Annotated in this window: 18 protein-coding genes and 1 pseudogene; 5 read left to right on the forward strand and 14 right to left on the reverse strand. The window is 56.7% G+C overall.

Annotated features, from left to right (window positions below):
* Positions 1-70: 70 nt before the first annotated feature.
* Positions 71-2,971, reverse strand: a complete 2,901-nt coding sequence (glnE, locus tag C7436_RS17010) for a bifunctional [glutamate--ammonia ligase]-adenylyl-L-tyrosine phosphorylase/[glutamate--ammonia-ligase] adenylyltransferase (RefSeq protein WP_121208559.1) — start codon at positions 2,969-2,971, stop codon at positions 71-73.
* An 80-nt stretch (positions 2,972-3,051) separates the two neighbouring features.
* Between glnE and C7436_RS17015 the strand changes: the two genes are divergently transcribed.
* The gene (locus C7436_RS17015) at positions 3,052-4,245 is read left to right on the forward strand and encodes a potassium channel family protein (RefSeq protein ID WP_014420520.1); all 1,194 of its coding nucleotides are present in this window, start codon (positions 3,052-3,054) and stop codon (positions 4,243-4,245) included.
* On the opposite strand, the gene C7436_RS17020 is transcribed toward C7436_RS17015, so the two are convergent.
* From C7436_RS17020 to typA, 5 genes are all read right to left on the reverse strand, one after another.
* On the reverse strand, positions 4,222-5,082 hold the full coding sequence (locus C7436_RS17020) for a CYTH domain-containing protein (RefSeq protein WP_170155445.1): 861 nt from the start codon (positions 5,080-5,082) through the stop codon (positions 4,222-4,224). The genes C7436_RS17015 and C7436_RS17020 overlap by 24 nt on opposite strands.
* 95 nt (positions 5,083-5,177) lie before the next feature.
* Positions 5,178-6,188: a porin gene (locus tag C7436_RS17025; protein WP_121208561.1), complete on the reverse strand. Its 1,011-nt coding sequence runs from the start codon at positions 6,186-6,188 to the stop codon at positions 5,178-5,180.
* A gap of 463 nt (positions 6,189-6,651) precedes the next feature.
* Positions 6,652-7,122 carry a D-aminoacyl-tRNA deacylase gene (gene dtd, locus C7436_RS17030; protein WP_121208562.1) on the reverse strand — a complete coding sequence of 157 codons (471 nt, stop codon included), beginning with the start codon at positions 7,120-7,122 and terminating at the stop codon, positions 6,652-6,654.
* Positions 7,123-7,229: 107 nt separating this feature from the next.
* The gene (gene pip, locus C7436_RS17035; protein ID WP_121208563.1) at positions 7,230-8,192 is read right to left on the reverse strand and encodes a prolyl aminopeptidase; all 963 of its coding nucleotides are present in this window, start codon (positions 8,190-8,192) and stop codon (positions 7,230-7,232) included.
* A gap of 119 nt (positions 8,193-8,311) precedes the next feature.
* A complete protein-coding gene (typA, locus tag C7436_RS17040) occupies positions 8,312-10,123 on the reverse strand; it encodes a translational GTPase TypA (RefSeq protein ID WP_011784289.1) in 1,812 nt (603 codons plus the stop codon).
* A gap of 393 nt (positions 10,124-10,516) precedes the next feature.
* Between typA and glnA the strand changes: the two genes are divergently transcribed.
* The 4 genes from glnA (at position 10,517) to ntrC (ending at position 15,415) form a co-directional block, all read left to right on the forward strand.
* Positions 10,517-11,920 (forward strand): glutamate--ammonia ligase, encoded by a 1,404-nt coding sequence (gene glnA, locus C7436_RS17045; protein ID WP_011784288.1) that lies wholly within the window; start codon positions 10,517-10,519, stop codon positions 11,918-11,920.
* 196 nt (positions 11,921-12,116) lie between these two features.
* Complete coding sequence (locus C7436_RS17050) at positions 12,117-12,641, forward strand: DUF4124 domain-containing protein (protein WP_031209479.1); 525 nt, start codon at positions 12,117-12,119, stop codon at positions 12,639-12,641.
* A 219-nt stretch (positions 12,642-12,860) separates the two neighbouring features.
* Positions 12,861-13,985, forward strand: coding sequence for a nitrogen regulation protein NR(II) (glnL, locus tag C7436_RS17055; RefSeq protein ID WP_011784286.1), 1,125 nt, complete (start codon positions 12,861-12,863; stop codon positions 13,983-13,985).
* Positions 13,982-15,415: a nitrogen regulation protein NR(I) gene (gene ntrC, locus C7436_RS17060; RefSeq protein WP_113880430.1), complete on the forward strand. Its 1,434-nt coding sequence runs from the start codon at positions 13,982-13,984 to the stop codon at positions 15,413-15,415. The genes glnL and ntrC overlap by 4 nt, the downstream gene beginning before the upstream one ends.
* 15 nt (positions 15,416-15,430) lie before the next feature.
* Here the strand turns inward: ntrC and C7436_RS17065 are convergent, their stop codons facing one another.
* The 8 genes and pseudogenes from C7436_RS17065 to C7436_RS17100 all read right to left on the reverse strand — a co-directional run bounded on the left by C7436_RS17065 (position 15,431) and on the right by C7436_RS17100 (position 22,200).
* The gene (locus tag C7436_RS17065) at positions 15,431-18,250 is read right to left on the reverse strand and encodes a DUF6701 domain-containing protein (protein WP_121208564.1); all 2,820 of its coding nucleotides are present in this window, start codon (positions 18,248-18,250) and stop codon (positions 15,431-15,433) included.
* Positions 18,251-18,295: 45 nt separating this feature from the next.
* Positions 18,296-19,018: pseudogene (locus tag C7436_RS19130) on the reverse strand (glycine-rich domain-containing protein); the annotation flags it as partial.
* Positions 18,964-19,374 (reverse strand): hypothetical protein, encoded by a 411-nt coding sequence (locus tag C7436_RS17075; RefSeq protein ID WP_121208566.1) that lies wholly within the window; start codon positions 19,372-19,374, stop codon positions 18,964-18,966. The gene C7436_RS17075 and the pseudogene C7436_RS19130, both read right to left, overlap by 55 nt.
* Positions 19,364-20,134: a PulJ/GspJ family protein gene (locus C7436_RS17080; RefSeq protein ID WP_121208567.1), complete on the reverse strand. Its 771-nt coding sequence runs from the start codon at positions 20,132-20,134 to the stop codon at positions 19,364-19,366. Before C7436_RS17080 ends, C7436_RS17075 begins: the two co-directional genes overlap by 11 nt.
* The gene (locus C7436_RS17085) at positions 20,134-20,622 is read right to left on the reverse strand and encodes a type IV pilus modification PilV family protein (RefSeq protein ID WP_121208568.1); all 489 of its coding nucleotides are present in this window, start codon (positions 20,620-20,622) and stop codon (positions 20,134-20,136) included. The genes C7436_RS17080 and C7436_RS17085 overlap by 1 nt, the downstream gene beginning before the upstream one ends.
* Entirely contained in the window at positions 20,622-21,068 is a 447-nt protein-coding gene (locus tag C7436_RS17090) for a type II secretion system protein (protein ID WP_121208569.1), read from the reverse strand. The genes C7436_RS17085 and C7436_RS17090 overlap by 1 nt, the downstream gene beginning before the upstream one ends.
* A gap of 85 nt (positions 21,069-21,153) precedes the next feature.
* Positions 21,154-21,624 (reverse strand): prepilin-type N-terminal cleavage/methylation domain-containing protein, encoded by a 471-nt coding sequence (locus tag C7436_RS19060; RefSeq protein WP_121208570.1) that lies wholly within the window; start codon positions 21,622-21,624, stop codon positions 21,154-21,156.
* 39 nt (positions 21,625-21,663) lie between these two features.
* Positions 21,664-22,200 (reverse strand): type II secretion system protein, encoded by a 537-nt coding sequence (locus tag C7436_RS17100; protein ID WP_121208571.1) that lies wholly within the window; start codon positions 22,198-22,200, stop codon positions 21,664-21,666.
* Positions 22,201-22,236: the final 36 nt, after the last annotated feature.

A 22,236-nucleotide genomic window follows, 5' to 3' on the forward strand; every position in this document is an offset into this window, starting at 1 on the left:
CTCCTGAGTAAGCGGTTTTCGGGGAACTGGCATTCTAGCAGCAAACGCCGCCTGAAATAAATTTAGCTTGCTACTCAACCATGACTTTTTTCCACATACTTTGGATGTAGTCACGCTCTTCTGTGAAGGCTCCGCCCTCGACCTGGCTGTTGAGATTCTGCAAAGCTCTGCGGTGGATGGTGGAGCGCAGTGTGATGAACACCTCCCGCAGCCGCTCAGTGTCTTCTACTGGCAAAACGCCTGCGCGGCCTAATTCTTCCAGTTGGCGGATGTTATCACTCCACTGGGTCAGCTCCGGGTGTTCCGGGCACCAAGCCAGCATCAGGTACTGCACCATGAACTCGACATCTACGATGCCACCGTTGTCATGCTTGATGTGGAAAACGTCATTCTGCCGGGCTGCGGGTGTCCCGAGGTTGCTGCGCATTTTCTCACGCATATCGACCACCTCCTGCCGAAGCGACGCCTTTTCCCGTTGTCGGCACAGTATCTGGTGGCGAATATCCTCGAACGCTTTGAGCGTATCGTCGCAGCCTGCCACTCCCCTGGCGCGGGCCAGCGCCTGATGCTCCCAGGTCCAGGCATCCTCCTGCTGGTATTTCTCGAACGCCTGCAAGGTACTCACCAGCAAGCCGGAGTTACCCGAGGGGCGCAATCGCATATCCACTTCGTAGAGCTGCCCGGAGGGTGTCTGGGTACTGAGAATGTGCACGATTCGCTGGCCGAGCCGGGTATAGAACACGGCGTTATCAATAGGCTTGTCGCCATCGGTGGCCAGTTGAGGATCCGCCTGGTGCACAAACACCAGATCCAGATCTGAGGTGTAGCCCAGCTCGATACCACCGAGCTTGCCGTAACCGATGATGGCGAAATCGGTATCACAGGCGGAGCCATCGGCGCGCCGCGGGTAACCGTGCCGGCTGACCAGATTCGAGAACGCCACATCCACCACATGATCCAGCACCACCTCGGCAATCCAGGTCAGGTAATCACTCACTTTCATCAGCGGCAGCGTGCCCTTTAACTCTGAGGCCGCCACCCTCAACACATGGGCCTTCTTGAAGTAACGCAGAGCCTCCATCTGCTCTTCCAGATCTTCATACGGAATCCGCAGCATTTGCTGACGCAAATCATCCTGCAACTCTTCCTTGGCCGGCGGACTGTATAGGCTCTCCGCATTCAAAAGTTCGTCCAGCAGCAAGGGCGTATCCGCCAGCAGGCGCGCAATCCAGGGGCTTTCACTACACAGCCGCACCAACTGCGTCATGGCTCCGGGATTTTCCATCAACAGAACCATATAGGCGGTTCTGCGCAGAATGGCTTCAACCAGTTGCAGCACACGGTCCAGCGTTTCCGAAGGATTCTCCACATCCATCAGGGCGTTAATCAGGAGCGGCACAAACTGATTGAGCCGCTTACGCCCCTGGGTCTGCAGAGTCTGCACGGTGCGGCTGTCGCGCAGGCTGGTCAGGCGCTTATAGCTGCCATCCGGGTCCTCGAATCCGCTTTGCTCCAGCCAGCCCAGGGCACTGGCTTCATCCATTTCCGCCAGCCACAGCTCGTAGCAGCCATCGTCGACACCACCCTCATCGGCGTCATCCTGTTCTTCCGTGGCGATGATATCCGCAAAATGACGAGCCACCCGGCTTCGATGTTCATCCAGCGCAGACAGGCAGTCTTCCCAGCTATCGAAGCCCATAATCCTCGCAACCCGAGCGCAGGAAAGCGCATCCTCAGGCAGAACCTGGGTCTGCTTGTCTTCCATACCCTGAAGGGCATGCTCTAGATTGCGAAGGAACACATAGGCGCCCCTCAGCTCACCGACCACCCGGGACGGAAGCAACTCCAGTTCCTCGAGCTCCTTCAAGATCTGCTGCAACTCACGTTGTTGCAGCTCCCGATCACGCCCGCCGCGGATTAACTGGAACGCCTGCACCACAAACTCAATTTCCCGAATGCCGCCACTGCCGAGCTTGATATTGTTCTCCAGCCCCTTCCGGCGAACTTCCCGGCTGATCATTTCTTTCATGCTGCGAAGCGATTCAAAGGCGCTGAAATCAATGTATTTGCGGTAAACGAAGGGTTTGAGGCTAGCCATCAGTACCTCACCGGCGCGCTGGTCGCCCGCCACGACGCGGGCCTTGACCATGGCATAACGCTCCCAGTCGCGCCCCTGATCCTGGTAATAGGTTTCCAGGGCGGCGAAGCTCAGGGCGAGCGCACCACTCTGGCCATATGGCCTCAAGCGCATATCCACCCGAAACACGAAACCATCGGCGGTAATCTGGTCCAGCGCCTGAATCAGCCTTTGGCCAAGTCGGATAAAGAACTGCTGATTATCCAGAGCACGCCGGCCGCCATGGGTTTCGCCTTTTGAGGGAAACGCAAAAATCAGGTCGATATCGGAGGAAACGTTCAGCTCCCGGCCGCCGAGCTTGCCCATTCCAAGCACCACCATTTTCTGGGGTGCCTCTTGCCCGGTTACCGGATCATCGCCCATGGGAGTACCGAACTCTTCACAGGCTCGTTCGTAAAGCCAATTCAAGGCACCATCAATGGCGGTATCCGCAAAGGCACTGGTAGCGGTCATGGTTTCATGCAGATCGGCCCACTTCATGAGATCCCGCCAGATAATCCGGAACTGCACTTCCCGCCGGTACTGGCGAAGTGCCGCATGCAACGCCGGTTCAGAGTCAACGTTCTGCAGGTAATCCCGCCAGCGATCAGCGAGCCAGGCCTCGGTGGTTGGTTCGGTTAAAGGCCGGGCAACAACGGCGGGCTGAACCTGCTCCGGATGTCGTTCAAGGGTTTGCCGGAGAAACAGGCTACGGGAAATAGCCTCTGCCACATCGGCCTCGGAGACATGGTCACCGGCCAGCCAGCCCGGCAGCCCCTCCGGGAATACCGATGACCAGCATCCGGAAATCTCCTCCTTGAGCACTCCCGGCAGTGAAGCCCATGGCTCAGACATAACGCAACCCTCTGTCTCTCTGATATATTTCAGGTACTGTATAACGAACTCGCCAAGGACTGAACAGGCACCCGCTCTCCATGATGCGAAATAAACGCCCTCTGAATCCGGAACATACCCAATCCCACCTCCCTATGGGCGGACTTATAAGAAGTCGGATCAACCGGCTCTTTGCCATCCTCGGGGGACTGGTATCGGCACAGATTCTTATCCTGTGGGCTGCAGAGCCACTCTCGTTCTTTGAAGCCGTATGGCTCACCATGACGACGCTGGTTACCGTGGGCTATGGCGACTACTCCCCGGTCACGCCCGTCGGCCGGATCAGCACCATTGTACTGATGTTCGTCTCAGCCATTACCCTGTTAACCCTGATCGTAAGTGATTACATCGAATACCGTTTCTACCGCAGAGAACGCATACTGACCGGACGTTGGATTTACAAAATGAAAGACCACATTGTCATCATCAACACCCCTCGAAGCGGCGGCGAACAGTACTTCATGCGATTCGCCTCGCAGATTCGCTCGGTCCCTGAGTACCACACGGTGCCGATAATGCTGCTTACGCGGCAATTTCCGGGAGGTCTGCCTGCAGAACTGTCTGACTGCGGCGTCGTTCACTTTCACGGCGCAGGAAATGACCCGGAAGCCCTGAAATCCGTGCACGCTGGCAGCGCCAAGCACATCATCGTGCTGGCAGCCGACGAATCAGACCCGATGTCAGACAGCCTGACCTTTGATATCGCCCATCGACTGGCCGAATCCAATCTGGGCGGCAGAACCACGGTTGAATGTGTCGGCGACCACAACCGTACAAGATTCAAAGCACTGGGCGTTCGCACCACCATTCGCCCCGTGCGCACCTACCCTGAAATCATGGTTCGCTCCGTGGTTGCCCCTGGTTCCGAAAAAGTTCTGGAAGACATGTTCAACTACGAGCGAGATCATCCCCATCGTTATGATCTCAAGCTCGACGACCTTACCTGGGCGGATATTGTCAGCGCTCTGATCCGCCACGGCATCGGAACGGCTCTGGCCTACATCGATCACGACAATGAAGTCATCTGCCACCCGGATACCAACGCCGAGGTTGAGGGCAAGGGGCTGATTGTTCTGGTGCGTTCCAGCGAGACGCCGGAAGTTTCCGTGGTAGAGGAAGCGCTGGACCGGTACCGGGAGTTTCTCAAGCAGTGGCGCACCATGCATGAGCAAAACCAGAAAGCCGCCACCGAGAGCTCTGAAGAGCCCCCGTCAGCCGGCGGCAGCGAGCGCTAGTTGCAACTGACCGAATTCAGGAAATTGCTCAACTAGGGTCGGCACCGTAATTCCGGCTTGCAGCGCCTTGGCTACCGGCCTCCAAACGGGCAATAGTCCGGCCGCTTCCACCTGCGGCTCAATCTTCGCAAGCGTGCTTGCGGGCAGACGCATCGTGTCACCGGTTAACCAGGCCTGACTCAGATAATGCAGAAAAGATACCGAGCTGAATCCGGAAGCGGGCAGCACCAGCGACGGGCAGTAGATTCCGGCAAGGTAGTAACCTTGCTCGGCTTTGCTTGCCAGGTTAAGAAAAACCGGGACCGCTTGCGCAAGAGCACGGGCGTTTTCAAGCAGCGCTGCAGGCTCTCCCGCTTTCAGCTCAAATTCCACCTCATGAAGAGGCCTTGCCCGCTTTCCACCCACCACTTCGCCTGAGTCCAGAGCGACCTCAATTACAGACTCCGCTTGCTCCAGCATGATAATACGCCGCCGGAAGTTGGTCTCGAACGCCAACTCCAATTCGTCAAGGTTGACCTGAGACCTCAACGGAGTCTGCTCCAAAAGCCCAAGATCCAGATCCGGCCCCGGCAGATCCCACTCCCACTCCTGGCGGCGATGGGCACCGCTTACGAACTCGCCCTGGGTTTTCAAGGTCTGGATATAGCGATCACCGGCCTGACGGACTCGCAACGCAGCACGGGCCTGGTTTAACCCGGCATTCGGGGTGTCGTAGTAGCGATTGACCAGTGTTTTGACCGGACCTTCGCTTGCACCCGGTCGACCTTTGAGCCACTCGAAGGCCCGGGACTGCGCGGATTCTGACAGGGTCAGCTTTACTTCAAGTTCCGTGGCCACTGAAACGCTCCTGATGATTTCTCTTCCTGTAAAAACAGAAAAGCCGGTGACAGAGTCACCGGCTTTCAATACTACTTGACTAGCTTATTAGCTGATCAGAAGTAGTAAACAGCGCCAACGGCTGCGATGGCACGCTCATCACCAGCAGGTGAGGCATTGCCAGAAGCAAAGAACTCATTGATTGAGTCTTCGTCATTGGACTGCAGGTAACCTTCTACGTAAACGTACATGTGGTCGGATACGTTATGCAGCGCCTGCAGGGTGATGATGTCGTAATCGTCTTCTGCGTCTGTGTCGTCAGAAACCATCTCATAAGAAAGCGCGAACTGGTTAGCGCCCAGAGTGTAAACACCCATAACACCAAACACATCGCTCACGTCTTTACGAGTCTGGTATTCTGCAGAAACGGACAGGTTATCCAGGTTGTAGCCGGCGCGCAGACCGTAGGTGTTCTCGTTGTTGCCGTCGCCATTATCGTTGGAGTCAATAGCAAAGGCCAGCTCGAGAGCATCAACTTCATACATTGCAGCCAGCTGATACGGATAGGATTTATCAGCACCCTGAGACTCACCGTCACCATTGATCTGAACAGCCGCACCCAGAGTCAGACCACCGAAGGACGGAGACACGTACTGAACCAGGTCGCCTTCACCAGTGCTGTAAGAACCGCCAGCGCTTGCACCGATCTCGTAAAAGTTTGCGATTTGATCAATCGCAGACTCGTACAGGGAGTCGTCAGAGCCGACCCATACCTGGCCAAAGCTGTCACCCTTAACACCGATGTAAGCTTCGTCGATGTTCGCGCCATCGGAGTCTTTTTCATCAGCGCCAAAGCCGTCGAGCTCCAGCTTGAAGAAACCGGTAACGCCCGGGGCGATTTCGTGGTCGTGCTTAACGCCCAGAGTGGTTCCGTTGTCAAAGTGGCTCAGCTCAGAGTCGCCACCGTCAATGTTTTCGTGAGCGATAGCATACTGAATGTTACCGTAAACGCTCGGCATGGAATCCATCTTGGCAGCCAGCTCAGCAGCAGACAGATTAGACTGTGCCATGGCAGCGCCAGAGAAGGTTGCAGCTGCAACAGCAGAAGCAAGAATCGTTTTTTTCATGTTGCGTCTTCCTTTTTGAGTTAACTCAGGTTTTCGACGGGTCTAAATCCCGATTTTTATTGGCCGGCACAACGCTTGGCTCTGCCTGCCGGGTATCTGACTGGCCCCTGTCATTCCTGCGGGAACAGCTTTTCTTCTTTTTATAAGACAAGCACGCTTGCCTTAGATCTCAACCACTTACACAGCTTTATTAAAGCTCTGCGTGATGAACCTGTTTTAATACAATGTGCCATTTTTTGCAAATTTTTAATGGCTATTTTTTAGCCCCATTTGCATTCGTAACCTTTGTCGTTAGATCAGCCTGGACTAACAACCTCTCCCATTTCCACAACAAATTCAGGGCCAGATAACCAAAAAAATCTGAAAAACAAGCGGTTATCTTACGCTCAACGCTTCCTCAGCCGAGGGCCACAAAACAATACCTCAAATCACGCACTTTCGTGAGGCACTGCTGGCAACTGCGTCACATTTTTGTGCACGACCCTCTCTGGCCAGATTCCAACATAAAGGTAACCGGACCATCGTTGATCAGTGCCACTTTCATATCAGCACCAAACTCCCCCGTACCCACACGTCCAGTACCCAGCAGCCCACTCGCTTCAGCCACAAAATCACCATAAAGCCGATTCGCCAGCTCCGGTGCAGCCGCCAGGGAAAAACCCGGGCGCGTGCCAGATGACGTGTCAGCAGCAAGCGTAAACTGGGGGACAACAAGCAATGAGCCACCGGCATCCTGAACATTCACGTTCATCCGGCCCTGCTCATCGGGGAAAACCCGGTAGGAGAGGATTTTTCGGCACAGTTCCTTTGCCTCATTCAGTGTATCGTTCCTTTCTACGCCAAGGAGCAAGAGCAGCCCGGGACCAATACGGGCAATCGTTTCACCATCTACGGCTACACTGGCTTCCGAAACGCGCTGGATCAGTCCTTTCATTCAGTCCCTTGAGCGGTAACACCGAAGGTTAAATTTCTGAAACGCGAAAAGTGTATAGAGCCCGCAAGACCACCGCAACCCTGTCAGATCAATAAAAAGTCGCATTCTCAGCCAACTGAGGGAAGACTTCTGGCAACCACACTCTCAACGCCCCGCATCAGGGCATCTACAATCGCTGGCTCGGATGCCGAGTGGCCGGCATCACGAATGATCTGAAGCTCCGCCTCCGGCCAGGCCTTGCTCAGAGCCAGGGCATTATCCAGCGGGCAAACCATGTCATAGCGGCCGTGCACAATCACGCCCGGAATGTTCTTTAGCCGCGAGGCATCACGCACGATCTGGTCGGGCTCAAGGAACGAATTATTCATGAAATAGTGGCATTCAATCCGGGCCAGCGCGATGGCCACATGAGGATGCCCAAAATGCTCCACCACCTTGGGATTGGGATGCAGAGTGGCGCACCGCCCTTCCCAGACGGACCAGGCTTTCGCGGCCTGAATCTGCTCCAGCTCATTAGCGCTGGTCAGGCGCCGGTAGTAGGCCGCCACCATATCGTCGCGCTCCACCTCCGGAATCTGGGCAAGGTAATCCTGCCAGTAATCCGGGAATACCCGGCTGGCGCCGTCCTGATAAAACCAGTGAATATCCCGGGGCCGACACAGAAAGATACCCCGCAACACCAACCCCAAAATCCGGTCAGGGTGGGTCTCGGCATAAACCAGACTTAGCGTGGAGCCCCAGCTTCCCCCGAACAGCAACCAACGATCGATGCCGAGAAAATGCCGAACCGCTTCAAGATCCTCAACCAGTTTGTCTGTGCTGTTACCCTCCAGCTCGGCCAACGGGGTCGATCTTCCGGCACCTCTCTGATCCAGCAAAATAATCCGGAAACGTTCGGCGTCGAAAAAGCGCCGGTGGTAATCCTCACAACCGCCACCCGGCCCGCCATGAACGACAATCACCGGAATTCCGTCCGGATTGCCGGATTCCTCGAGGTACAGCTCATGGGGATGATCCACCGCCAGTCGGTGGCGGGCGTAAGGCTCGATTTCAGGATAGAGGGTCAGCATGAAAAACTCCGTTTCGGGGATAACGGCAGTCTAGCTGAGACAGGCGAGAAAAATACAGGGGCCACGAAAACAGGCGGAAGCGTTTACCGCCTCACAACGATTTCCTGGCCCCTGAGGGATTACTTCTTGTTAGCGCGCTTACGCTCGTTTTCGGTCAGGAGCTTCTTGCGAAGACGAATCGACTTGGGCGTTACCTCAACCAGTTCATCGTCGTCGATAAACTCCAGCGCCTGCTCCAGAGTGAACTTGATGGGCGGCACCAGGCCGATCACTTCGTCCTTTCCAGAGGCACGCATGTTGTCCAGCTTCTTGCCCTTGGTGGGGTTCACCACCAGGTCGTTGTCACGGCTATGGATACCGCAGAGCTGGCCTTCATAGATTTCCTGGCCAGGGTCCAGGAACAGCTTGCCTCGGCTCTGCAGAGTTTCGAGGGAGTAGGTCAGCGCAGTACCGGTGGCCATGGAAACGATGACACCGTTCTGACGGCTGGTTACGTCACCCATCTTCACCGGGCCATAGTGGCTGAAGGTGGAGGTCAGGATGCCGGTACCGGAAGTCATGGTCAGGAAGGTGTTCCGGAAACCGATCAGGCCACGAGCCGGAATGGTGTATTCCAGGCGGATACGGCCCTTGCCGTCCGGGATCATGTTAGTCATGTCACCTTTGCGCAGACCCATCTGCTCCATAATCGGGCCCTGGTGCTGTTCTTCGATGTCGATGATCACGTTTTCGTACGGCTCTTGCTTCTGGCCGTCGACTTCCTTGATGACCACCACCGGCCGCCCCACGGCCAGCTCGAAGTTTTCGCGACGCATGTTCTCGATCAGAACCGACAGGTGCAGTTCACCACGGCCGGACACCTTGAACTTGTCGGCCGAGTCACCTTCTTCAACCCGCAGCGCTACGTTGTGCAGCAACTCTTTTTCCAGGCGCTCCTTGATGTTCCGACTGGTCACATATTTGCCTTCTTTACCGGCAAACGGTGAATCATTTACCTGGAAGGTCATGGATACAGTGGGCTCGTCAACGGTCAGCGCCGGAAGGGCTTCTACGTTAGAGGGATCACACAGGGTGTCGGAAATGAACAGCTGGTCCAGACCACTCACGCACACAATGTCGCCAGCCTGGGCTTCCTCAACTTCCACACGCTGCAGGCCAGAGTGGCCCATAATCTTCAGGATACGACCGTTACGCTTCTTGCCGTCGGCACCGATCGCCACCACCGGGGTGTTGGTCTTCACTTTACCGCGCATAATACGACCGATACCGATAACCCCCAGGAAGCTGTTGTAGTCCAGCTGGGAGATCTGCATCTGGAACGGGCCGTCCAGATCAACCGAAGGCGCTGGCACATGATCAACAATGGCCTGGAACACAGCGTCCATGTTGTCGTCCAGATTCTCATGATCCATGCCGGCGATGCCGTTCAGCGCACTGGCATAGACTATCGGGAAGTCGAGCTGTTCATCGGTGGCACCAAGGTTGTCGAACAGGTCAAACACCTGATCCACCACCCAATCCGGGCGGGCACCCGGACGGTCAATTTTGTTCACGACCACAATCGGGTTCAGGCCCGCTGCGAAAGCTTTCTGAGTCACGAAACGGGTTTGCGGCATGGGGCCGTCGATGGAATCCACCACCAGCAGCACACTGTCCACCATACTCATTACACGCTCTACTTCACCACCAAAGTCAGCGTGGCCCGGGGTGTCTACGATATTGATGTCGTAGTCTTTCCATTTTAGAGCAGTGTTTTTTGCCAGAATGGTAATGCCACGCTCTTTTTCCTGGTCGTTGGAGTCCATTACACGCTCGTTTTCGAGCTCTTTCCGGTCCAGCGTGCCAGACTGGCGCAGCAGCTGGTCAACCAGGGTAGTCTTGCCATGGTCAACGTGGGCAATAATGGCAACGTTTCTAAGCTTATCAATCACAACGGGTATCCTGAAGAAATTAGCGGCGCGCAGTATATCGAAAAGTCCATGGCGATAATATGAAGATTAGTGCCTAATATGTAACCAATCGGGGCTTGCACCATAATTATGCGTTATCAGAGAACTTGCACCACCATGGTGCATCGCAGTGGTGCAATAAGCATGGTCTTCGGCCAGGAAGCTGCGCCACATTAGCTCGAAAGCCTTGTCGCTGCGCTGTTCTGGCGCAGCCGACAAAAACTGGCAAGCCGATTGCTTATGCCAAAGCAGCCGCATAGTGAAGGTAAGGACCACAAGCTTCTGGTAAGCTTCCCTGACCTGAAAAAAGATCGGGCCTCAGAACACTGAACGATCCGGCACAACGAACATGTAAAACCTTACGGAGCATGCACAATGTCCAAGACGATTGATTTGATCAAAGAACACGAAGTCAAGTGGATTGACCTGCGTTTCACCGACAGCCGTGGTAAAGAGCAGCACGTGACCCTGCCCGCCACCGAGGCGGACGAAGACTTTTTCGCTGACGGCAAGATGTTCGACGGCTCCTCCATTGCCGGCTGGAAAGGCATCAACGAATCCGACATGATCCTGATGCCGGACGACGAAACCGCCGTTCTGGACCCGTTTACCGAAGAAACCACCGTCAACATCACCTGCAACATTGTAGAGCCTTCTACCATGCAGGGTTATGAGCGCGACCCCCGCTCTGTTGCCCGTCGCGCCGAAGAATACCTGAAGTCCACCGGCATCGCTGATGGCGCTCTGTTCGGCCCGGAGCCTGAGTTCTTCGTGTTCGATTCCGTCAAATGGAACGTGGACATGCAAGGCGCTTCTTACCACATCCATTCTGAAGAAGCCGCGTGGGTTTCCGGTGAAGACTTTGACCGCAACAACATTGGCCACCGCCCGGGCGTAAAAGGCGGCTACTTCCCGGTTCCGCCGGTCGACAGCCTGCACGACCTGCGTGGTGCCATGTGTGCCGCCATGGAATCCATGGGCCTGGAAATTGAAGTTCACCACCACGAAGTGGGCACCGCTGGCCAGTGTGAAATCGGTGTTGGCGCCAACACCCTGACCCGCAAGGCAGACGAAGTTCAGATCCTGAAGTACTGCGTGCACAACGTAGCTCACGCCTATGGCAAGACCGCCACCTTCATGCCCAAGCCGGTTGTGGGTGACAACGGTTCCGGTATGCACGTGCATATGTCCTTGAGCAAAGACGGCAAGAACCTGTTTGCCGGCGACAGCTACGCGGGCCTGAGCGAAGCCGCCCTGTACTACATCGGCGGTGTGATCAAGCATGCCAAGGCCATCAACGCCTTCACCAACCCGGCCACCAACAGCTACAAGCGCCTGGTTCCGGGCTATGAAGCACCGGTTATGCTGGCCTACTCTGCCCGTAACCGTTCTGCCTCCATCCGTATTCCGTACGTGAACAGCCCGAAAGCTCGTCGTATTGAAGTGCGCTTCCCGGACCCGGCAGCTAACCCGTACCTGGCCTTTGCTGCCCTGATGATGGCCGGCCTGGACGGTATCCAGAACAAGATCCACCCTGGCGATGCCATGGACAAGGATCTGTATGACCTGCCGAAGGAAGAAGCCCTGAACATTCCGAAGGTTGCCGAGACTCTGTCCGAGGCCCTGGACTGCCTGCAAGCAGACCACGAGTTCCTGACCCGTGGCGGCGTGTTCACCGAAGACATGATCAAAGGCTACATCGACCTGAAGCGTGGCGAAGTCGAGCGTCTGAACATGACCACTCACCCGGTCGAGTTCGATCTGTACTACTCCTGCTAAAGCCCTGCACCAATTCGGTGCAGACGATGCAGACCAGAAGCCCCGCCCCGTGCGGGGCTTTTTTGTGGCCTCAATCCCAGTTCTTAACCAAGACCCACGCCCTTAACGATATGTAACCAAGGAAGCAGGCCACAACATTGAAATGACCTTGCCCGCAATCGATAATCAAAGCAGTTCATTACCACAGGTTATCGCCATGAAAGCACCGTTCGTACTCGCCGCTGGCCTGCTGATGCTGGCTTCGACCACAGCACACAGCGAGGTCTACCGCCACGTTGACGCCTATGGCAACGTCACCTTTTCCGACGAACCCATGGAAGGCGGTGAAGAGGTCCAGGTGAAGCCCGTGACCACCATTACCCTGCCCAAGCCGGAAGCGGTTCAGGAACCCGAACAACTCCGCGAGCGGGTGGAACGTGAGGGCGCAGCCTACCAGGCTGTCTCATTCCAGTATCCGGCCAATGAACAGGCTTTTCACAGCGGCAACGGCAACGTCACCTTCGAAGTTCAAAGTACGCCACCGCTGAAGCGGGGCCATAAATTTGAAGTGACCCTGGATGGACAACCGGTCGGGCAAAGCAGCTCAGGCTCAGTAGCCGTTAGCAATATCGACCGGGGCACTCACAATGCGGGCGTTCATATTGTCGATGAAAACGGAGTACGCGTGAAATCCGGCAATTCAATTACCTTCACGATTCACCGCCCATCCGTTCTCAACTAAATCTTATTCGCACCACCATGGTGCAATTGCACCATGTTGTGACCATACTTTGGGCAGCCAAGGGGCAAAATCCGGGCTGCCTGTCGCCAGACCGTTCACTACTGCACCAAGCTACAGCACCGCGTACCGGCTACCGCGCCCGTTCTGCCCGATCCTTGCCCATTGGCTACCCAATGCCAAAAAACTGGTTCGCTTTTTGCAGCCGCAGGGGTACATCCTATGAGTCGAGAACGGAAGCAACGCATGCCATTCCATCCAGTCACCATATCCGGAAGCAGTTACAAGAGTATTCTGGACAGTCTGACAACCGCAGTACTGGTACTTGGCGATGATCTGGCTATCCGTTACCTCAACCCCGCCGCCGAAAGCCTGTTTGAAACCAGTATGACCCGAAGCCATGGCCTCCCCTTACAGGAGGTTCTGGTGGATTCCGAGGATGCCCTGACCACTCTGCATGCCGCAGTGGAGAACGGCCAGTCCTACACCCGCCGGGAAGCTGAATTTGCCTTGATCAGCGGTGCCAGACTGACGGTGGATTACTCGGTGACTCCCATCAGCCTGGACCCGACCGAACTGCTGATCGAGATCCAGCCCCGAGACAGACTCATGCGTATCAGCCGGGAAGAAGACATCATCTCGCAACAGGAGACCACGCGTATCCTGGTGCGGGGCATGGCCCACGAGATCAAGAACCCGCTGGGCGGCATCCGTGGCGCGGCGCAACTTCTGGACCGCGAGCTTTCAGACGATGACCAGCGAGAATATACCCGTGTGATTATCGACGAGGCGGACCGTCTGCGCAGCCTGGTGGATCGCATGCTCGGCCCGAACAAAGCCCTGAAGATTGCGCCCACCAATATCCACGAAATTCTGGAGCGGGTCCGTACTCTTATTGAGGCCGAAAGCAAAGGCCGAGTGCGCCTGAGACGCGACTACGACCCGAGCATCCCCGAATTTCCCGGCGACAAAGAGCAGTTGATCCAGGCCTTCCTGAACATCGCCCGCAACGCCATGGAGGCAGCATTCGAAAACGAAGCCGCAAGCGGGCGCTCAGCAACGCCCACGATTACCTTTCGCAGCCGGGCCTTGCGACAGTTCACCATCGGCCATCGGCGTCACCGACTGGTGTGCCGGGTCGACATTATAGACAACGGCCCGGGCATCCCGCCCGAGCTGTTGCAGAACATCTTCTACCCCATGATCAGTGGTCGGGCCTCGGGCACCGGACTCGGCCTTTCCATTACCCAAAGCATCATCGGCCAGCATCGGGGGCTGGTGGAGTGCGAGAGTGAGCCCGGAAGAACCGATTTCATCATCTTCCTGCCTCTGGAGGACAGCAAATGAGCCAACCGGCAAACGTCTGGATTATCGACGATGACAGAAGTATTCGATGGGTGCTGGAACGCGCCCTGAGCCAGGCTGGCATGCAACCGCGTGTATTCGACAGCGGCGACAGCATCATGATGCGGCTGGAACACGAGCAACCGGACGCCATCATCAGCGATATCCGGATGCCTGGCGTGGATGGAATCACCCTGCTCTCCCAGATCGTAGAACTGCATCAGGATGTGCCGGTTATCATCATGACCGCGCACTCGGATCTTGAAAGCGCGGTGACCAGCTACCAGACCGGCGCCTTCGAATACCTCCCCAAGCCCTTTGATGTGGATGACGCCGTCGCACTGGTAAAGCGGGCCGTAGCCCACAGCCATGAGAAACGCGCCGCCAGCGAACCACAGGCCGATGCTACACCACGCAATACCGAAATTATCGGTGAAGCCCCGGCCATGCAGGAGGTTTTCCGGGCCATTGGCCGGCTGTCTCACTCCAACATCACCGTATTGATTAATGGGGAAAGCGGCACCGGTAAAGAGCTGGTAGCCCAGGCCCTGCACAATCACAGCCCCAGAGCACGAAACCCGTTCATCGCCCTGAACATGGCGGCAATTCCGAAAGACCTGATTGAATCCGAATTATTCGGCCACGAAAAAGGCGCCTTCACTGGCGCCGGCGCTGCCCGCCAGGGCCGCTTTGAACAGGCCAACGGAGGCACCCTGTTTCTCGATGAAATCGGCGACATGCCCGCCGACACTCAGACTCGACTGCTGCGGGTGCTGGCCGATGGCGAGTTTTACCGGGTAGGCGGCACCACCCCCATCAAAGTGGATGTGCGCATCATCGCCGCAACCCATCAAGACCTGGAAAAACTGGTACAGGCCGGCAACTTCCGGGAAGATCTGTTCCACCGCCTGAATGTCATTCGCGTGCACCTGCCCAAGCTGGCCGAACGCCGCGAAGACATTCCACGCCTGATGCAGCACTTCCTCAAGCGAGCAGCCAAAGAGCTGGCAGTAGAACCCAAGATCCTGCGCCCGGACGCAGAGGAATACCTCACCACCCTGCCCTGGCCCGGCAACGTCCGTCAGTTGGAAAACACCTGCCGCTGGCTGACCGTCATGGCCAGTGGCCGGGAGATCCACATTGATGACCTGCCCCCGGAACTGCTGCATCAAGCGGAAAACGAGCATGCTGCCACCGGCCTGACCTGGCAGGAAGGCCTGAGGAACTGGGCAGAACAGGAACTGAAGCGTGGCAAGAAAGGCATACTGGATACCGCGGTGCCCGAGTTTGAGAAAATCATGATTGAAACGGCGCTGAAGCACACCGGCGGCCGCCGCCGGGATGCCTCTATTCTGCTGGGTTGGGGGCGGAATACGCTGACCCGGAAAATCAATGAGTTGGGGATGGATCAGCCGGAGGGGGAGGAGGATTAAGACTCTTCCTTCACCTCACTCGGTCACCTCCCGCCAATAAATGATACGGTCGTGGCCGCGATAGACGCCGAAGGTGGCCACCCCTGACGGGTCCCCCAGCGAACCGTCACCATCATAGTCTCCCTGTAGCCAGACCGGCACCGGAAAACTGACCCTGACGTCCCCCCGGTTTGGCTCGCCTGGCGCCAACAGAACAACCTCACTGCCCGTGGTCGAGCCTCCCAGATCGATCGTCCCCGAGACCGGCACAACCGAGGTACTGCCCCCGGAGAGGCCTGACTGATCCAGAGTGACACTACCCGTGTTGTAGCCCCAACAACTGTCCGCCAGATTCCGGGTGAAGCCGGCTGCCGTGTAATAGTCAATCTGGAGCGGCACTGCCAGATTAACGGTTTCCGGGCCGTATACATTCTCCAGTTGTAGCCTGCCGTATCGCAATTCGAAGTTCATAACGGGTGCCAAATTCGTTGGCAACAGCGGCGCTGTCACGCTATCTGCATCCTGCAGCTGTGTCAGTTCAATGGAATAGTCCGGTGTAAACGGCGCCACCCGCGTCTGTACCGTCTTGTCATAGGTAATCTCATCCGATGAAGAGAACCGATATTGCAACTGGCCTCGCCCGATCACGGACAGAGTCGGATTGGCGAGGCTCGTGCTGACAGGAAAGGGAGCGCCGTTGGCATCCAGACCACTGTTATCGGCTGCTGCTGGCGTTCGCACAAGGCTGCCCGGCGACAACCGCAGAAAATCACCCAGAGTATAATTCCGTGTCACGGTTCCCCCGACATTCAGGGCCTCCACCAACAGCGTGGGTTCGGCGCCGCTGAGCCATTCAAACGGTTTGCCGATATAGGAGAATGCGGTAGAAATGTCGCAATAAGCCTCGATCTCACCCGGCTCCGTAATCGTGACGCCAAAACGATCGGGGATGAAACGTCCTACATGACTGACCGCGTTACCAATGACATCAGCTGTGCCCAGATAACCACCACTGGCCAGCTCAGGAGTAATGCTGATGATGCCCACCTCTGGCCACTGGAACTGACCGCAGGCAATGCCGCCTGCGGCCGCGGCGCCGTTACAGTCCTGAGCAAAGTCGCCGAAAGAGCCGGAAAGTGCGGGACTGTCTCCACCCGATGGCGCTTCGAGAGACGCCTCCAGCACTACGTCTTCAGCGGGCGTTTCCTGGCCAAAATTTGGCGTCACGTTGCCGCTGGCATTAACAGACGAAACCCGAACCTCGAAATCATCGCCGGCGGCTACAAACGCATTGTCGTCCTGAACTGAGGTCGCCGCCGGATTACCCGGAATCGTCAGTTGGAAATGATCCGGGCGGGCAACGAATTCACCATCGCCAAGCATTTCCAGGCCTGCATCATCGCCAGAGCCTTGGTAACGGGCATTGAGACGGACCCTCCCGACATCGGGGTATCGAATACTCACCGTTGCCAGGCCATTGGCATCAAAGAACAGTGGCTTGGTACCGGAGACGAAGGAAGGTAATTCGCGGCCATCCTCATCCAATATCACACTCTGACTACCAGAAGACGGGTTGATGTAGGAAGACCAAAGCGCAATATCTTTCGTTTCCTCGTCAAAACCGGGAACACAACGCTGGGTGCTGTCATCCTTCCGCACCGCCGCGATACGGGCTGTGACAACGGTATCCGCAATGTGATCCGGCACCGTAATATCAAATCCCGAATCAAAGAACGTCATCTCACACTGACCGGCCGTCAACGTGCCGGAACCGTCATCACAGAGAGTCTGCGAAAACGCCACCGTACCGGGATCCGACGAAGGAACTCCCAAAGTAACGGTGCCGGGCGAGGTAATCGCCAACGAACGAGTAGTCTCACCAGTCATGGTGAAGGTGTTTCCCCCTACCCAGCCAGACGGAGACAACGTCACTTCCACAGGATCAGGGAAGAAAGCGTTGCAGGCCGGGTCGTCGCAGGCGCGAATTCTCACGGCTTCAGGCTTACAGGTCAGGCCACTGCCACTGTGAATGATCTCGAAGTGATCCACTCGTCGCTGAATTTCGCCCACCTTGTCTGCGCAGATTTCCAGACCATCAAGCTCATGGATATTGGTCGAGCCACCCGTGGAGCCGGTCAGGGAAAAGAACAGGTTCTCCGGAACATCCGCTTGCTGGCCAGTGAGCGTTACCGAGATGATCTCCTGATAGTCGGTGCCCGTGGCAGTGGTGTCTCTCTCAACCAGGAGAACAGGGAGAGCGCCTCGTGAGTCGATGGTTATCCGGTAACGGTGAGGTGCATTCCTGCCGGTCGCATCAATGCCGGGAGACAAGGCATCGGAGCCTGCGATGTACTGGTAATCCAAATCTTCGGCGCCGCGCACTGCCACCGAGTCGGGCGTTCGTCCACGTTTGCCGCCCTGACGACCCTCGCTCCAGTTCGAATAGTTGCCGTACTCGTCAATACCTATGCCAAGCCAACCGCCAGCGAAGCCCCCGGTTCTGTCTGGCTCCTGTGCATAGCCGAGCGAACCGCCATAACCACCCGCCTGCGGTGTGATCGACGCATCAGAGAAAACGATCGCGACGCCATCGGCGCCATTGCCATCGTAGGCGTAGTAGTCAAATTCGACCTGGATAAGGTTATCTGCACCGGGGAACAAGCGCTGTAAACTGACTGCTGTCGCCTGGTTCCCTACAGCCTCAGTCAGCCTCAGCCTGCCACCAACAATGCCAGGCCTGAAACTCCCCCTGGAGACGGAGGTTGCCCAGTCATTGGTATTGAGAGCCCCCCCAGAGAACTCTTCGCTGAAACAGATTGCCGGTTTAGGGTCTTCAAAGGTGTAGGTGATTCGCACTCGTCCGGATGCTCCTGCACCACCATTTGCCGACAAACAGACTAGAAAACTGCAGGCGGCACCACCTCCACCCCCACCGGGCACACTACCCGGCGCCCCGCTTCCACCGGAACTGCCGTTGCCGCCGGCCCCGCCTCCAGCCACTTCGCTCCCGCCCGTACTGCCCGCGCCATCGTTTCCCGCAGAACCAGAGCCTGCGGAACCACCACCGCCACCACCATCTCCACGGGCGTTGGCACCTCGACCACCACTGAATACTGCATCACCGACACTCGAAACCGCACTTCCACCAGCGCCGCCCGAAGTATTGTTAATGCTTACGCCAGCACCACCCTGTGCGAGCAGTGTTGACGGACTGCCAAACCAAGAGCTGTCGCCTGCGGCCGAATTGCTTCCGCCGGAACCAACACGATAGGCAAAAGTCTGGCCAACTGAAACCCCGAACGACCGGGAAGCATACGCTCCTCCGCCACCGCCACCAGCCTCCACACCGCCTCCGAAGAGAGGCCGGGAAACCGACCCACCACTACCACCACCACCCCAAACCTCAACCGTGATGGATCGAACGTTGGCCGGAACCGTAAACGAACCATTACCAGGAGAATCGAACTCCACAACCTGTTGTGCCTGGAGCGTTAAGGAGACAAGTGAAAACAGCAACGCCAAAAGCAACAAGCTTTGAGCTTTAATCAACGTCCGTGACATGGCCCTATTCATCGGGTGCGAACCTCCACTATCCGTATGGCCTGATCCGGACCATTGCCACATTGCCCCGTGCTTTTAATTGAAAACACCGTATCGCCTCCGGGGCCTTTGATATCGGCAGCTATCGAGGCGCAGGTTACCGACGCACTGCAGCCGTTCAGGGCCGAAACAGTAAAACTCAATGATGCGTTCACCGCACTGCAGCTGCCGCCCTCCAGCACATCCCTGACGGCCACCTGGGCGCCACTTTCCGCCGCGAAGAACGCTCGCTGGGACTGTATCTGCAGGCTTACCGACTGCCCGGTACTCTCCTGCAGCTGCGCCATGCCCACTACCAGCAGGGCCAGTACCGTAATAATAAACAGCGCCACCGGGAGACCTGCACCGGCCTCCCGGCCGGGATAAGAATCAGGGTACATTGCGGATCTGAACCTCCTGGCTAACCGTGGTGGTCTCATCACCCTGGGGGTCCTTCAAAGTAAAGGTGAACTGCACGACTGCCGCACGCCGAAAACTGGGTGGTGTGTATTGGAACTGGACCGTACCGGCAAGATTGGCCGATAGAATCTGGGGCGTCACCGACGGGGGAGTTGGCTGTGTGGTCGATGGGGCATAACCACTGTAGCGGTATAAAAACCGACCACTCTGGCAGAGGCTGACAGGCTGCGCCACCACGAAGAGCCGCCGCTGCGGTGACCGTTCCCCGAAACGATGATTGGCGCCAAGGTTAATCTGAGCTGGAGAAACTGAATTGTCGATACTGGCGATGGTTGGCGATACTGGTCCCGGACTGGCACTGCCATAGAGTGAATCCGCAGAGATGCCATAACCATAGACCACCGCCCGGGTAGATCCATTGGGGGGCGTATTGGCAAACGGTGCTACGGCGATCGTGTTGCCGCCATCGGGAAGATCGGTGTAGGCCGTGCCGGCCTCAATTGGCAGCCATTCCAGACAATTGCCCGCAACGCGAATGGATAACGGGAAGGCTTCCCGAAGCTCCCGGCTTATCTGTTCACTGATCACCACGCCCTGCAAAGCGCGCTGCTGTCGGGCGCTAACGTCAATCGCACCACGGGTGGAGAGGGCGACGAACTGCACGGAAATGGTCGCCACGATGGCCAAAAGTACGATGACAATGACCAGCTCAACCAACGTGAATCCTGCTGCCCGGCGCATCAGTAATTCGCTCGGTAGGCGGTGAAGCGGTAGTCGTTGGCAGAGGGATCGGTGATGGTGATATCGATCCGCTTGGCCTCATCGGAGGGCAGCCCTACTTCGGTGCCCGCACAGGTTACAGTGATGGAAACCTGAAAGCCGGAGTATTGGCTGCCAAGGGAGCCGCCCTGCGCATTGGCAGGCAATGCGTTGTTGATCGCGTTGTAGTCATCCACATCGTCGTAATCCTCACGCTGTGACTCTTCCGTGTCGATCGTGCAGCCAACTTCCTTTGGAACGCCCCCCGGCAAAGTCTTGTCATCATACTTCCGCGACAGCACCTCATCCATGTAGAACTGTGCCAAGGCAATTGCCCGGGTCTGGTTAAGCGGATCGGCACTGCGCCCGGCAATCAGGGAGAATGCCCCGACGACACCGGCAATGGCAACACTGATAATCACGATGGCCATGACCAGTTCCACCAGAGTGGCTCCACGTTGGACAAGCATCAGCACGGCCCCCGGTAAATCGCCCCAAGTGGGCTCAGGCAAACCCGGAAAGTGGATTCGCCGGAAAAGGTGAACTGAACGGTATTGCCCGAGGTTTGCGGACGGCCGTAATGATCAAAAGTAATGGGAAAGGTGGCGCCGGTGACCGACAGAGATGTCCCTCCGCTGTCAATCCGGAAAGGCTCCCGTGAGCCCACGGTGAGCAGAAATTCGCTGGAGGTCGATGTCACGGTCAGCGTGTTCTGGGTGGTGTTACCCGCCAGCGCTGCCTGCTGGGCAAGCAGCGTGGCGGATTCCAGTTGCTGGGTGGCCAGCAAAGGGGAGAAGGCCGAGCTCCTGGCGAACAGGCCAATACCTAGGGCGGAGAGTACACCAATCAGGATGATGACGGTCACCAGCTCGACTAAAGTGAACCCCGACTCACAACCAGATACTCTCCGTCGCATATGATCACCGGCACCGTCGTGGGCTAACTCAGGACCGCGCTGAAAAGCTGTGAGCCTAGACCACGTCGCCCCAAGTTCTTGCCGTTTATTCGCAGGTGTCATCTAATGATGAAACCAGCCCCGTCAGTTCTGAATAGCTGAAGCTACAGTTGGGAACAACGGTGGTACCGTCTGACTCCAGAAGAGAAATCGTAACCACGTTGGATGCTTCCGTTCCAACCTGGAATTCGTCGCTCAGCTGCGCCGCGACATCAACCCCCCCGGTGGTAGCGGTTGGATATCCGTTAGTCGTATCCATATCAACAGCTACACCGTCGAGATTCACACTAGCAGCCGAATTCCCGTCCGCTACCCATCTTGCATGTGCGATTGAGGCGGCCGAACGAACAGACCCTGCTGCCCCATTAATTGCGGCCGCCTTCGCGTCGGTACCAAAATCAGCAAACCTTGGCAAAGCAAACGCCGCCAGAATGCCCAGAATCACAATCACCATAACCAGTTCGATCAGGGTGAAACCTTTCTCTTTACGTGCTGCGATTGCTGTCATTGAATTCATCCTATTACTCCGTTTATTGCGTGTAGATATCTGCGTTTATCAGTTAATGGTTGTCGTAATTTCGCCGTTGGCAGCATTGTACTCGATGCTGCTGCTTTGGTTGTCAAGCTGGTAGGTGTAGGTGCATAGGCTGCCGGATCCACTGGCGAGATAATCCACACCGGTTCCTGAAGCGGCAACGTCGGGCGCATTTGCCTGCAGTAACGCTTCCCAAACGTTCACGCATCGATCATCTGTCATGGTGACATTGTCGCCATTCGCCGGACCAGTATATGTCTGGCTTCCAGCGGAAACAGGCCAGCCATTCGCGGAAATATTAACCGTCTCGTCACCAAAGCCAGCCAGGTCTTCGGTGGCAGTGGTGAAGCCATTTGTCACCCATTGAGCTTTCGCCAGCGCAACGCCCGCACTCAGCGCCCCAGCAGTACCCTTGATACTCGACTGGTGCGCCTGCTCAGAAAGCTGTGCAAACCGCGGCAGCGCAAACGCCGCCAGGATAGCCAGGATGGAAATCACCACCACCAGCTCAATCAGGGTGAAACCTTTTTGCTTCTGTGTGCTGTTGTACTGCCTCATTCGTCAGCCTCTTGCCGGTTCAATCGTGTTGGCCAT

It is taken from the genome of Marinobacter nauticus (assembly GCF_003634635.1).
Classification (GTDB): Bacteria; Pseudomonadota; Gammaproteobacteria; order Pseudomonadales; family Oleiphilaceae; genus Marinobacter; species Marinobacter nauticus.

Excerpts from the sequence above, each read along its gene's own strand:
- C7436_RS17080 (WP_121208567.1), bottom strand. The coding sequence starts at position 20,134 with ATGCGCCGGGCAGCAGGATTCACGTTGGTTGAGCTGGTCATTGTCATC.
- C7436_RS17025 (WP_121208561.1), bottom strand. The coding sequence starts at position 6,188 with ATGAAAAAAACGATTCTTGCTTCTGCTGTTGCAGCTGCAACCTTCTCT.
- glnL (WP_011784286.1), top strand. The coding sequence starts at position 12,861 with ATGAGTCGAGAACGGAAGCAACGCATGCCATTCCATCCAGTCACCATA.
- C7436_RS17090 (WP_121208569.1), bottom strand. The coding sequence starts at position 21,068 with ATGCGACGGAGAGTATCTGGTTGTGAGTCGGGGTTCACTTTAGTCGAG.
- pip (WP_121208563.1), bottom strand. The coding sequence starts at position 8,192 with ATGCTGACCCTCTATCCTGAAATCGAGCCTTACGCCCGCCACCGACTG.
- glnA (WP_011784288.1), top strand. The coding sequence starts at position 10,517 with ATGTCCAAGACGATTGATTTGATCAAAGAACACGAAGTCAAGTGGATT.
- C7436_RS17085 (WP_121208568.1), bottom strand. The coding sequence starts at position 20,622 with ATGCTTGTCCAACGTGGAGCCACTCTGGTGGAACTGGTCATGGCCATC.
- glnE (WP_121208559.1), bottom strand. The coding sequence starts at position 2,971 with ATGTCTGAGCCATGGGCTTCACTGCCGGGAGTGCTCAAGGAGGAGATT.
- dtd (WP_121208562.1), bottom strand. The coding sequence starts at position 7,122 with ATGAAAGGACTGATCCAGCGCGTTTCGGAAGCCAGTGTAGCCGTAGAT.
- ntrC (WP_113880430.1), top strand. The coding sequence starts at position 13,982 with ATGAGCCAACCGGCAAACGTCTGGATTATCGACGATGACAGAAGTATT.
- C7436_RS17100 (WP_121208571.1), bottom strand. The coding sequence starts at position 22,200 with ATGAGGCAGTACAACAGCACACAGAAGCAAAAAGGTTTCACCCTGATT.
- C7436_RS17075 (WP_121208566.1), bottom strand. The coding sequence starts at position 19,374 with ATGTACCCTGATTCTTATCCCGGCCGGGAGGCCGGTGCAGGTCTCCCG.
- C7436_RS19060 (WP_121208570.1), bottom strand. The coding sequence starts at position 21,624 with ATGAATTCAATGACAGCAATCGCAGCACGTAAAGAGAAAGGTTTCACC.
- C7436_RS17050 (WP_031209479.1), top strand. The coding sequence starts at position 12,117 with ATGAAAGCACCGTTCGTACTCGCCGCTGGCCTGCTGATGCTGGCTTCG.
- C7436_RS17015 (WP_014420520.1), top strand. The coding sequence starts at position 3,052 with ATGATGCGAAATAAACGCCCTCTGAATCCGGAACATACCCAATCCCAC.